This window comes from Microcoleus sp. CAWBG58 (assembly GCF_020883045.1).
GTDB lineage: Bacteria > Cyanobacteriota > Cyanobacteriia > Cyanobacteriales > Microcoleaceae > Microcoleus.
Window position 1 is genome coordinate 70547 of sequence record NZ_JAHRFA010000014.1, and the last position, 12006, is coordinate 82552.

A 12006-nucleotide genomic window follows, 5' to 3' on the forward strand; every position below is an offset into this window, starting at 1 on the left:
GCGGACTTCAGTCAGCTTTCATGCGGAGGACACTCCCGACGCACTACAAACTGTTTTTGTTATGGTAATAGAGCGGACATGATATGACTCTTTCCCAAGCACATCGCTTGGGAAGGAGTTAATTAACTTTAAACCACCGCACTTTTCAACCTATCACTTTGGCGCGCCGCTGGCGGAGGAAAATTGTCAAAAGCCCGATCGCCCCAACGATCAAAAGCAGCCATTCTTCCGGTTCCGGAACCCCAGAAACATTCAAAGGATTGTTCGGTTTCGTCAACTCCTCCTTACCCGATTCTACCTTGCGATCGAATCGATCGCTCTTAGCTTCCGCCGCCTTTAGCTGCGCCCTTTGCGCGTCATTAACTAGCACAATCATCGAAGAATAAGGCGTGACGACTTTAAAGTTTTTAGCCAGCGAGTGCATTGCATCCAACTGAGTCAACTGATTGGAAGTTTTCTCTTTGCTAAGTGCAGCGATCAACTGTCGCGCAGCTATCGGTTTAAAACCTTCATTTTCATCATCAGTTATTTTCGCAACCGCCGCCGACTTGGGAGTTTTGGCATAACTCCAAACGTAGCCATCAACAACAGTAATTGCAGATTTCCCTGATGCTGCTGTCGTCGCCACTCGCTGCATCGCCTCTTTGATATCGGTAGAAACTCCGCCGCCGCTATCTTGAATCAGCTTTAAAGTTCCATCATCGTAAGCCGGTGGTAAGCCTCCCAAATGCACAGTCCATAGGGGTGAGGGCATGGAAACGCTGGTTTTGCGATCGTCGGATAACTCATAGCTGTGGCGATCGCTCACCAAGAATACAGTATCGTAAGTGCGATCGGCGCGCAACTGTGCAAACTGTTGCAGAATATCCTTAAGTTGGAGCGTACCATAAAACGTCAACTTTCCAACATCAAAACTCCCCAAATCTTGCACCAACTTCGGCGGCATCCCCGCAGCACTCGCCACATACAAATCAACCGTATTTGCTTTTAAACTATTCGCTTTCAACCATTCAAAAGTCTCCTTAACATCCTTTGTTTCCCCCGTCATACTGCGGGAAGTATCCAGAATCACTGCAAACTTTTTGCCCTGCGGCAGCGAATAATTTGCATCAACCAGCGGCTTAGCAGAAATCGTATTTTCTCCCGGCAAATTCGCCAGACGCGGTATTGGTTGCTGCTGCGAAACTGCTGGCACGAATCCCGGCAGCCAAGTTTCTCTTGCCTCTTTCCCCCTGTAATTTACCTGTTTTCCGGCAATTGTGCGGCGAGTATTTCCATCCCAATAAATGTTACGTTTTTCTGCTAAAACAGGCATCGCCCAACCCTGTGGTTGTCGCATCACTTTGTAAGTAAGCCACAAGTGCATTTCCGTTGGTGCGTTAGTTTGCGTGGGCGAAAACTCTCGTTTAGCCGGAATTGGAAAAGCTCGCAAGCGGTATTGTTTCGGGCCAACTTGTTCGAGCAAAGCTGGATCTACGCTTTCTCTCACCTGCTGGTTGTAAACTTGCTGGGCGGCACCTCTGGGCGAGACAGTAAATACAAAACGCTTGTTCAAATCGCCAGTATCGCCCAGCCAAACTCCTGTAACTGCGGCGCTTTCCGGCAGTGAAAAGTAATAGAATACTTCTTGCAAGTTCGGCGTTTGATTTTTGTAAACTTCGTAGAGTTGAACGTCAGCCCAGTCGCCCTTTTCTGTGACTTTAACTTCTTGCGACTGCAACCATACTTTTTCCTCATTCACATTCAGCAAACCTGCTTTAGCTTCTTGGCGGTTAGATGTTGACTGCACCGCGTGTTTTACTGCTTCCGTGTCACCTTTTTGAATTTCGGTATCGAAGAATTCAGCGTAGAGTTTTTCGGCTTTTTTAACATCGGAATTAGAGCCTTGATACAAAAACGGCGACATGATAAAATTGTAGCTGTTCTGCACGTTGCGAGCCGCTGTGTTAGGCAAACTGAACGTATTTTTGTACATCTCATAAATGTGGTTGTTTTCTCCCACAGTGCTGAGATAGCGGTACGGAGATAAATAAGCATTAACTAAGCCCGATCGAATCATATCAGACTTGGCTAATAAAGTTTGACGTGCAGTGTCATTTGCTGCGGGAGTTGCCAGCATTTTCATTGCTTGAATTTGCGGTTGCTGTAGCAAAGCTGCGAAAATCGCCAGCCAAGCGGCCATAACTCCCAAGCTACCCATGATTGCTTGATTCTTTCCGTATTGGGAAGCAAAACTGCGAAATACTTTGCGTCCAGATTGGATGTAGAGAAAGCCGAAAAGCGAAGGCATTACTACGAATAAGCTGGAGGTAAGACCAAACAAAATCAAGGATAATGGTAGCCACCAAATTATCGATAATGAAGTGTATTTTAGAGAATCTATCAGTGGTGCTACCCAGACAAAACTGAAAAATCCAACTGTGATGGTAAATGCTACAGGTAGAGCGTAAAACATCAGCAAGGTTGCCGCCCAAGTTCCAACTAGCAGCATTAAGCTGTGAAATCCTAACTGTATCCATGCACTTCGCTGGTTTCCCCTGAATCCAATCAAACTGGAATTTCGGTTGCGAGCATCTTGAGATATTGAAATATCTTGAATATTTTCTTGTTTCCCAAAATATCCGTACAGCATTTCTACTAAAAATGCTGCAATGCACAAAACGATTGTAGCGATAATTAGCGAGCTGGCTGGATTCAGTTCTCGCAGCATAAACAGCCTGATTAAGCAGAGCAAAAACAACGGCGCTTCTACTCCATAAAACAAGCGCATTAGCTGCAATGGTTGCTTGTGAAAACGCCTTGCTCCTAGTATGGTAAACACTGTCGGTACTGCAATCAGTGCTGTTAGGGTTAAGGAAAATTCCAGGGGAATAATTCCGTCTATTGTGGCTTGGATTAACGGAATTGCTAGGTATGGCAAAATTCCTAGATAAACAGTTGACAAAAATGTCAAGTTCCACACCCAGAAAATTATTTTGAAAATTGCATCAAATACCTGCTTTGCTTTCATTTTTTGCTCCTGTTAAGCTTTGTTTGACGGCATTGTGTACGTTAGCAGTAAACTCTTCTACCTCAGGACTATCGGGATTTACGGAACTGTCAAAAAGAATAGAAACTAGCACCCAAGTCTGATTGCGATGGGTGATGTCGCTGGCGATGCGCGATAAGAAGTTATCTGTGGTTTGGGCTTGAGATTGCAACCAGTATGCAGCGGATAGTTTGTTGTCTTTGAGATACAGCCAGCGAGCTGTGACGGTAGGAGTTAGCTGTTTTTGTTCTATTCGATTGACGGAGATGCCACTGGTGACAAAGCACAACTCTGGTGCGTGATATGTCTGCCAAGATGTGCTGGCTACTGCGAGCATGGAACCGTGCAAGTTACCTGATGCAAATCTCTTTTTTTCTGCTTTTGTCTCTGGGTAATTGCCGAAGAATCTTTGTTCGCTGGGATTTAGCGGGATTGCTTCGGATATAATTTGTTGGGGTAGTTGTAAAGGGGCGATCGCTACTTTGGTACTTTCGACATGATAGAATTGAGAAATTCCTGCTAAAACAGCCACCGTCGCAATTAGTCCGGCTTTTGCCAGAGGCTGATTTTTCAGTATTTCCGAATCTCGTTGCGAGGGGAAATCAATTTGTGTTGTTGCCTGAAATTTGGGAACTTGTTGCAGCATCAGCCAACTTACAAAACAACCGCAGACTAAACCTACAATTCCCAGCGGTACGTGGAGGATTTCTGCATAGGTTGGCTGTTGCCAAACTTGGGCAACCAGCACTAGCGCGACAACCCGCAAAGCGTTAGCAGACAGCAACATTAACAAGTTAGCAGCGCATACTGCCAGCCATTGAAAACTCAATTTTCGGCTTTCTAACCAGGTAGCCACTAGCAAAAATAGCGTCCCGACTAATAGGGTTTTAATGCCGCTGCAAGGTATATCAACGTGAGCGATGCCGTTTTCCAAAATCAGGATATCGTAGGAAGAAATAGCTCCCACGTGCAGGATTGAGAGCAACTGTTCTACTACGTGAGCAGTCATCACTCGCGCTGGCAAGCCGAGGCCGCTATTAAACTGATTGCTGAAGGGTAAAATACAAGCCAGCAAGCCGGCAATTGGCAAGTTTTTTTGCCAAAAATTCGGTTCTGCAAAGAAGCCCGACAGCCCGTAAGTTCCTAGGATAAATAGCAGTACGCTAACTTGTGGGATATTAATTGTGCACCCAAGGGCGATCGCCAAAACACCTGCACCCAAAATCAACAGCAGCGGATTGCGCCTCAAAACGAAGTTTGGGGAAAATGCCCGCGGGCGATCGCCCCAACCGAGCGATCGCACTACTAATGCTACAATCAGAAAACCAATTGCTATCTTGTACAGTGCCGGTATCTCAACAAACGACGATAACAGCCACTTAACAGCAGAGATATTGGCCCAAAACCAAGCAAGCGCCAGCAAAAAAGGAGCCAGCCAAACCAAATTAACCGCCTGAGGGGGACTAACAGAATCTGAAATTCCCGAATCTGGAATATTGGTGCGCTGCATGATACCGCTTGAAATTCACATTGATGAAATCTTAGCTCAGCAAAATTGGTAATGCCTAGACCCGTAAATTAAGTTTTGTCAAGCTTCTATTTTCTATACATAAATGTTAGCGTTATAATAATTTAATCGGAGGTAAAAATGAGCGAAAAAACGACAGGATACAAAATTCTTAGCGACAACCGACAAGCGCGCCATTTGTATGAAATTATAGATACATATCAGGTGGGAATCGAGTTAAAGGGAACCGAAGTCAAATCAATCCGGGAAGGAAAAGCCAACTTGCGGGACGGATATGCTTTGGTTAAAAATGGCGAAATATGGCTGATTAACGTTCATATTTCGCCATGGAGAAGTGCCAGCAACTATTTTAATCACGAGCCTCGCCGCACCCGCAAATTGCTGATGCACAAGCAGGAAATTCGCAAATTAATCGGCAAAGTGGAAGAAAAAGGTTTGACTTTAGTGCCGTTAAAAATGTATTTAAAAGGTGGCTGGGTAAAACTTGATATCGGTTTGGGAAAAGGGAAAAAACTGCACGACAAGCGCGAAGATTTGAAAAAACGCGAAGACAAGCGGGATATGGAACGCGCGATGAAGCAATATTAGTCATCGGTCATTAGTCATCAGTCATCAGTCATCAGCCGGCAAACAGTCAACTGTCACCGATCAACCAACTACTGCGCTCTTCGGACTCTTCTTTCAACTGTCAACTGTCAACTGTCATCAGTCATGTGGGAGCATCTCATTTTTGTAAAAAGCATTTTTTTTTAGTGCGAGCTTAAGAGCTCGCGTACTATACAATCCGCGAGCGGGGACAGCACTATAAATACAAAACTGAGATGATCCCTATCATGTCCGATCCATAACCATAATAAAAATGGTTCGTAGTGCGGACTTCAGCCCGCAGCTTCAGAGCGGACTGAAGTCCGCACTACAAACTGCACTACAAACTGATAACCATAATAAAAATGGTTCGTAGTGCGGACTTCAGTCCGCAGCTTCAGAGCGGACTGAAGTCCGCACTACAAACTGCTTCAGAGCGGACTGAAGTCCGCACTACAAACTGCTTCAGAGCGGACTGAAGTCCGCACTACAAACTGCTTCAGAGCGGACTGAAGTCCGCACTACAAACTGCTTCAGAGCGGACTGAAGTCCGCACTACAAACTGTTCGCGCGTGCCGTTAATCGAGCGGACACCATATCATCATTCATTCAGTCATCAGTCATCATTCCGTAAACTGTCAACTGTCAACTGTCAACTGTCAACTGTCAACTGTCAACTGTCAACTCTCCTGCTTCCCACTTCAATTTTCAATCTTCTTGAAAATATCCGGATTGCTTGTGGAGTCCCGCGAAGGGTTAACCTATGCTCGAATACATCTAGGTAATCGCAGCATGACGCAAGCATTCGGCTGTGGAGTTGCAAACCATAAATGAGAAATGAACTCAAGCCTTCTTTCATTTCCTAAGATTATGATGCCATGAGGGTGGCAATTCAATCTAGACAACAAAATATCCCAACTCTCAAGTTAAAAGATGCTAAAAACGACACCGTTAGCTAACATTTTTAATGTCATGAAAGAGCCAACAAAAAAGCATCATCACTCCAAGTGGGCGGCATTCCTACTGATGCTAGCAGTAGGCTTTGGGGGCTGGCAATTTGGGTTGCCGGAACTCGCCTCACTGTTTAATAATAGGGGCTTTGAAAACTATAAAGCCAACAGATTGGCTGATACTCAAAAAGCCTATGAATTAGCCCTCTCGGTAGATCCCAAGAGCAGAACAGCTCTTTACAATTTGGGATGGCTGTGCGAAGAGGTGCAAGATTTAGAGTGCGCCCGAGGAAAATACCTGCAAGCTGCCAAACTGGGTCTCCCTGCTGCTTACAGCAATTTAGCTCGATTATATATAGTAGACAAGAAAAACTATGCTGCTGCCGTTCACTTGCTGTGGCAAGGTTTAAAATTGGCTGAGGACGATCGAGTAAAATATTCCTTACTCAAAAATTTGGGATGGGCTCGGCTGAAACAGGGTAGATATTCCGAGGCGTTGCAGCATCTGGATGCAGCGATTAAGCTTGATAGTGAAAGACCAGCAACTTACTGCTTAAAAGCGCAAGTCCTAGAAGGGATGAAAAAGACGAAGGAAGCGCTACCGCTGTGGAAAACTTGTCTAAAGTATGCGGATTCCCAAGAATTCGATGAGGATATATGGATAGGAATGGCACGTCAACGATTAAAAGAGGAAAAAACAAATAAATGAAACGCACAGTTTTGCTTTCATCAACCATGCTGGCAATTATAACGGTAATGGAGCTAAGTCAAGCCTCAAGAGCAATGCCAACTCCTGCAACTGTTACACCCACAGTGAATGAATCAGTCGCAACGCTGTTCCAATCGAATCAGTCTACGGCGTGGCGGCGGTGCAAAGATAGAGATGGATATTATGCGTGTCCGAGATTTGCAATGCCTTCGGATAGCGAAGAATAAGAGTTATTTTCGATAATTTTTGTAGAGTTCGCCACTAGCACTTTACAACTAACAGGTATGTAGTATGTAGTAGTTGTTATGTAGGTGCACGCTGTGCACCTTATACCATTTGAGATTTGAGATTTGAGATTTTTCGATTTGAGATTTGAGATTAAAGAATTGGAAATGACTGATGACTATCATCGCTTGCAGCTTTCCTAAAACTGCCTGCTTTTTTGGAACTGGAATCCTTACCGGGCGGGGATAAAACCCCGCCATCACTTTTATGGGATCGATCGCTATCTACTCGCCCTGTGTCAAACCTGAATCTTGCTGCTGCTGAGAATTGCTGTAAAAACTAGCAATAATCGCCACCATCAACCACCAAAGCATATTAACTTCCGGCCGATACCAAACTGTATCGACAAAACCGTGAGCCATCATACCAGTTAAAGTGGCGATCGCCCCAATCAACCAAAATCCCTGATTTGATTTGAGATTTGGGGATTCTTCCTGTAAATGAGAGCTGTTAAATTGTGCGTCGCGCAATTTTTTGATGTGCAACAAACCTTGATTGACGGTAACAGTCATCAGCCACAGGAAACACATTAAACCGATAAAACCAGTTTCGACGGCAATTTCGAGCAGCACAGAATAAGCGCTCAAAGCAGTGAATTTTGGCTTCATATAAAGCGGATAAACTTTATTAAAAGCAGTATTTCCCGGCCCAATGCCGAGGATTGGCCGATCGCGAATCATGTCAATCACCGCAGTCCAAACATTAATCCGAAAATTGTTGCTGCTGTCGCCGCGGCCGACAAACATACTCGAAACTCGATCGCGCAACGCTGGCACCAAAGCTACTCCCAAAATTAACGCTCCAGCCAAACCTCCTAACCCTAACGGCAGCGCCCAAGTGCGCCAGAACCTAGGCATCAAAGGGCTGTACCAGTACCAAAGCAAAACTAAAAACACTACTAGCAGAGCCACAAAACCGATCCAAGCACCGCGACTGTCGGTGTAGCGCAAACACGCGCAATTCACCACCAGCATCGTCAACGCTAAAAGTTTGGTTCCCCATCCTTGCCACACAAAAAGTGCAGCGGCGCTCAAGGCAATGGCTGGTAGCAAATAGGAACCGAGCAAGTTGGGATTGCCCAAAAAACTGTAAACTCGCGTGACATCGGCTTGAGTAGATGTCGGATCGTTCCAAGTAGCTAATGGTGGTACTTTATCAATCCACTGCCGCACGCCGTAGAAACTGACAACTAAAGCAACATTAAGATATACGGCTATTAACCACGATCGCAAACGGGAATCTCGCAATATCCGCGCCATCAGTGCAAAAAAGAGCAAATACAGCGTTAGCTTCGTCCAACCTGTAAAGGCGGCGGCTTTCACCGGCGACATGGCTGTGGCGACGGTAGCAATGCCCCAGTACAAAAGTACCAGCAAGTGAATGGGTGTCAGGGCGATCGCGCGATCGTCCGAAACAGTCAGCAGCACCCAAAACGCAGCGGCAGCAGCCATCAACACACCCACCAGGGCGTTGTTTACAAACGGGCCCATACCGAACGTCAAGGCGAGCAAAACAAAACCCAGGGGCTCTGCCCACTGCATCAGCCAGCTACTCTGCCGCCAACTGCGTAAAGAGCCGATCGCCAAATTCAATAAATAACTGCCACTTTGCCACTGAGAGAGCGGCAAATTTGCCAGAGTTAACTGTTGCCAAACTGAATTCATTTTTAGATTGGGAATGGGGAATCGGGCATCGGGAATTGGGAATTGGGAATTAGGAATTGGGAATTGGGCAAACACGGAATTGGGAATTGGGAAAAAGGTAATTTTTATTTCTAACAACTGCCAACTGTCAACTGCCAACTGCCAACTGTCAACTGATTAACGCTGTCCCAGGTCAACTGTCAACTGTCAACTGATTTTTACCTTTCCAACAACTCGGTAGCATTGGTACAGGGGAGCCAGAGCACGTACCGATATCCAGATTCTGGAGTGCCTTGAATCGAGAGTTGGCCGCCTTGAATTTCCACCAACTGGCAGCAAAGCAGCAGCCCCAAGCGTTCCCTAGCGCCGTAACCAGCTAACACAGGTGCCGTATCCGCAGCATTCTCAGCCACCAAAGCCGCCAACTCAGAAAACGCCAGCGTTAATCGCTGCGAAGCCTGTGTCTGTGACGGAAGTGGCGGTTCAAATTCCAGGGAGTCGGTTTCGGAGTTCGATCGCGCACCGCTATCGGCTCCGACCTTCAACAAGTAGTCGGAGTAGAGTTTAGCATGGGGCAAACTTTCACCCAACCAAGGATGAAAAACCCAAACTCCGATATTGATACCGTCTTGTTTCCGAGAAACGTGAACTCGAATCACGCTGCCTGCCCCAGCCGATTGAATAATGCTAAAAATTAAGTGGTGCAGCATTTGCTGAACTTTATCCTTATCGGCCAACCAGATGCGCGGCCCGGGCCCCATGGACAAGTTAATTTCTTGCTCTCGTCTAGAGGCTGCTGGCGACAGGGTTGTCACAACTTGCTGAGACAAAGTTTCTATATCAACTGCGGTTCGCTTCAATGTGAAAGCGGTATCGTCTAGATCTGCCAGTTCCAAAATTTCTTCAACTAGCGATCGCAAAGATCGGCTGCTGTCTTGGATCACGTCGATATATTCTTTTTGCTTGCTCGTTAAGGGGCCGTAAATTTCTTGGTTCAATACGCTTGCCATACCGAGGACAGAAGTGAGCGGGGTGAGCAATTCTTGCGCTAAATGATTCAGCAGTTTTACTTTAATTGAGTTAGTAGATAAATCGATAGGTTTGCTATTCATCGGTTATTTTTGTTGGTTCATTATCGAGCGCTTATTGTTAGATCCAGTCCGGTTAAATAATTCTAATTAAGTTTGTACTGAGGACGGCAGCCCTCAAAATCTTATAACGCCGAACGAAAACAACTTTATTATCAGTGATTAACCGGCACTGATACTTAGTTACTTATTATACATCTTCCCCGAATTTATAACAAGTTGTTTGCTGCACGAATTAAAAATAGAGTGGCAACCCAAAGACAATATATAGCAGAAGGAAGACCGAAGACAGAAGTTGCGATCTTCCGCTAGGGTTTGAGCAATTAAAAACTTCCTAACTGTCGGGCGCGCGATATCTTCCTGATTCCTGCTTTTCTCTTTCAGCTTCTTTTTTCTTGAAAATTTACACACTACAGACGGAATAAACCACGTTTTTCAACCGATATTTCTTACCCTATACGGAGGATTTGAACCAAAGAATCGGATAGATGCCTCCAGTTTCTTATTCTCTATTCCTGATTCCTGCTTCCTCCAAAATCTGACTAATTAAGATTTAATCATTCCTTCTAAAGCGGATTGCAAGTCTTGAGTGAGTTCGGCAACTGCTACCCTGCGGCTGCTTTGATATCCCTCCCAGCGATCGCCGACTGATATCGGTTCGCCGACGGTCATTTGCACCTGCTGTTTGCCCAAAGAAGGGCGGCCGAAAGGATTTCCGCCTTTGATGCGAGTCAGTACGTCCCACAGCAGTAAAGTTGTTTCTGCCAAACGTTCTGCTGTGAGTTTTTCTTGGACGTATCTGCCGGTGACTGAGACGAAACTTTCGACAAGTCTCATGTGCCACATCCGCAGACTTGCTTCTTCAGCGAGGCGATCGGCTAATCCTCTTTCTAAGGCACAAAGTCCTGCAATATCTTTGATATCTTCTCGATAAATATAGTCCCAGCCTGCTTGTTCCAGACGGCGGCAGCGGTCTATCAAACTGCCTTTGGGCTTCAAGTTAAAATATTCTTCTGCTACTTGCAAACCTACGTCTAATAGTGCTGTCAGTCGAGCAATCATCGCTTCATTTTCCGAATCGATTGTCGTTGTTTCGGGCAGTAATAGTGATGTCAAAGAAGATGTTTTTAACTGTTGTGGATTTCGATGATAAAAACGGGTGTAAAACTGTTCCATTACAGTTAGCAAATGACTGCCAACTCGAATCAGGCGCAGATATTGGAATTTGTGATGCTGGTCTGCGGGAGCGAGATTTTCTGCCTCTAATTTAGCAATCTCGGTGGGTTCTAAGGCTGGAAGTCCGCAATCTATTTCTAATTGAGTTAAAAGTTTTTCTAAGGGTTCCCAAGGTGGATTGACATAGCGGTATTGAATGCCGATCGGCACAATCAACACTTTTTCTTCAGTACGTCCGGCTTTTAGCAAGTCTTCAACGCACCAGAAGCCCATTTGAGCGATTCCCGGTTCCAGGGGGCTGACTATTTCATTGTGACCGTTGGTGGCGCCTTCTGGGGCGGCGGCGATGGGGAATTGGCTGTTGGCGAATAAATCGCGGGCCGATCGCAATCCAGCGCGATCGATCTTGCCGCGCACAATCGGAGTACCACCGAGGCGAGAATACAGCCAGCCGACGCTAGCACCGGCCCAGAGGGGAATTCCGCGATCGTAAATAAAGTGGGAATGTACGGGGGATTGCAGGGGAATACCTTTGGCGCGGGCCGCCTGGGGAACGAGTTTCCACACCAGTTGTCCCAAACAGTAGGGATCTTCTGAGTTGGGATGGCGGAAGGCTAGCAAGAAGCGAACTTTCTGGTTTTGAAATTGGTGGAATAGTTCGGCGAGGGTTTCGACGTTTTCGGCTTGAATGTGGCTGATATTTGTCTTAAATCGCAGCCACCAGGGGAGTATTTGCTGACAACCATTGACGATGAGGGGGTTGTAGGCTGGGGGTATGAATTCCAGCGGTGGCTGAACTTGGTTTATAGAATTGGGCATTTGGCGATTTTAAATTTTAGATTTTAGTTAATATCATGTGCGATCGATTTACCGCAATCAGATTCGTTCGTAGTGCGGACTTTAGTCCGCAGCAGAAGAACGGACTAAAGTCCGAACTACAAACAAACAAAGGGTTCGTAGTGCGGACTTTAGTCCGCAGCAGAAGAACGGACTAAAGTCCGCACTACAAACAAA

At 45.9% G+C, this 12006-nt stretch carries 10 protein-coding genes; 5 read left to right on the top strand and 5 right to left on the bottom strand.

What is annotated here, in order from left to right; translation table 11 throughout:
- Window positions 1–145 precede the first annotated feature (145 nt).
- On the bottom strand, window positions 146–3010 hold the full coding sequence (locus QZ918_RS08800) for a TIGR02921 family PEP-CTERM protein (protein WP_293333602.1): 2865 nt from the start codon (window positions 3008–3010) through the stop codon (window positions 146–148).
- Window positions 2988–4538, bottom strand: a complete 1551-nt coding sequence (gene xrtO, locus QZ918_RS08805) for an exosortase O (protein ID WP_293333605.1) — start codon at window positions 4536–4538, stop codon at window positions 2988–2990. Before xrtO ends, QZ918_RS08800 begins: the two co-directional genes overlap by 23 nt.
- A gap of 138 nt (window positions 4539–4676) precedes the next feature.
- Here xrtO and smpB point away from each other — a divergent pair, with 138 nt between their 5' ends.
- From smpB to QZ918_RS08825, 4 genes are all read left to right on the top strand, one after another.
- The gene (gene smpB / locus QZ918_RS08810; protein ID WP_293145085.1) at window positions 4677–5144 is read left to right on the top strand and encodes an SsrA-binding protein SmpB; all 468 of its coding nucleotides are present in this window, start codon (window positions 4677–4679) and stop codon (window positions 5142–5144) included.
- A 569-nt stretch (window positions 5145–5713) separates the two neighbouring features.
- Complete coding sequence (locus QZ918_RS08815) at window positions 5714–5926, top strand: hypothetical protein (protein ID WP_293333608.1); 213 nt, start codon at window positions 5714–5716, stop codon at window positions 5924–5926.
- A gap of 187 nt (window positions 5927–6113) precedes the next feature.
- On the top strand, window positions 6114–6800 hold the full coding sequence (locus QZ918_RS08820; RefSeq protein ID WP_293333613.1) for a tetratricopeptide repeat protein: 687 nt from the start codon (window positions 6114–6116) through the stop codon (window positions 6798–6800).
- On the top strand, window positions 6797–7027 hold the full coding sequence (locus tag QZ918_RS08825; RefSeq protein WP_293145091.1) for an Osc7112_2153 family protein: 231 nt from the start codon (window positions 6797–6799) through the stop codon (window positions 7025–7027). Before QZ918_RS08820 ends, QZ918_RS08825 begins: the two co-directional genes overlap by 4 nt.
- 282 nt (window positions 7028–7309) lie before the next feature.
- Here QZ918_RS08825 and QZ918_RS08830 read toward each other — a convergent pair whose 3' ends face one another.
- Window positions 7310–8749: an IctB family putative bicarbonate transporter gene (locus QZ918_RS08830; protein WP_293333616.1), complete on the bottom strand. Its 1440-nt coding sequence runs from the start codon at window positions 8747–8749 to the stop codon at window positions 7310–7312.
- Between the two features lie 13 nt (window positions 8750–8762).
- Between QZ918_RS08830 and QZ918_RS08835 the strand changes: the two genes are divergently transcribed.
- Window positions 8763–8909: a hypothetical protein gene (locus tag QZ918_RS08835; RefSeq protein WP_293333620.1), complete on the top strand. Its 147-nt coding sequence runs from the start codon at window positions 8763–8765 to the stop codon at window positions 8907–8909.
- Between the two features lie 37 nt (window positions 8910–8946).
- Here QZ918_RS08835 and QZ918_RS08840 read toward each other — a convergent pair whose 3' ends face one another.
- Together QZ918_RS08840 and QZ918_RS08845 are read right to left on the bottom strand one after the other, a co-directional pair.
- The gene (locus tag QZ918_RS08840) at window positions 8947–9840 is read right to left on the bottom strand and encodes a sensor histidine kinase (RefSeq protein WP_293333623.1); all 894 of its coding nucleotides are present in this window, start codon (window positions 9838–9840) and stop codon (window positions 8947–8949) included.
- A 522-nt stretch (window positions 9841–10362) separates the two neighbouring features.
- Window positions 10363–11811 (bottom strand): 1-acyl-sn-glycerol-3-phosphate acyltransferase, encoded by a 1449-nt coding sequence (locus QZ918_RS08845; protein ID WP_293333626.1) that lies wholly within the window; start codon window positions 11809–11811, stop codon window positions 10363–10365.
- Window positions 11812–12006 lie beyond the last annotated feature (195 nt).

Coding starts and splice junctions, on each gene's coding strand:
- smpB (WP_293145085.1), top strand. CDS start 4,677: ATGAGCGAAAAAACGACAGGATACAAAATTCTTAGCGACAACCGACAA.
- QZ918_RS08830 (WP_293333616.1), bottom strand. CDS start 8,749: ATGAATTCAGTTTGGCAACAGTTAACTCTGGCAAATTTGCCGCTCTCT.
- QZ918_RS08835 (WP_293333620.1), top strand. CDS start 8,763: ATGGGGAATCGGGCATCGGGAATTGGGAATTGGGAATTAGGAATTGGG.
- QZ918_RS08800 (WP_293333602.1), bottom strand. CDS start 3,010: ATGAAAGCAAAGCAGGTATTTGATGCAATTTTCAAAATAATTTTCTGG.
- QZ918_RS08840 (WP_293333623.1), bottom strand. CDS start 9,840: ATGAATAGCAAACCTATCGATTTATCTACTAACTCAATTAAAGTAAAA.
- xrtO (WP_293333605.1), bottom strand. CDS start 4,538: ATGCAGCGCACCAATATTCCAGATTCGGGAATTTCAGATTCTGTTAGT.
- QZ918_RS08825 (WP_293145091.1), top strand. CDS start 6,797: ATGAAACGCACAGTTTTGCTTTCATCAACCATGCTGGCAATTATAACG.
- QZ918_RS08845 (WP_293333626.1), bottom strand. CDS start 11,811: ATGCCCAATTCTATAAACCAAGTTCAGCCACCGCTGGAATTCATACCC.
- QZ918_RS08820 (WP_293333613.1), top strand. CDS start 6,114: ATGAAAGAGCCAACAAAAAAGCATCATCACTCCAAGTGGGCGGCATTC.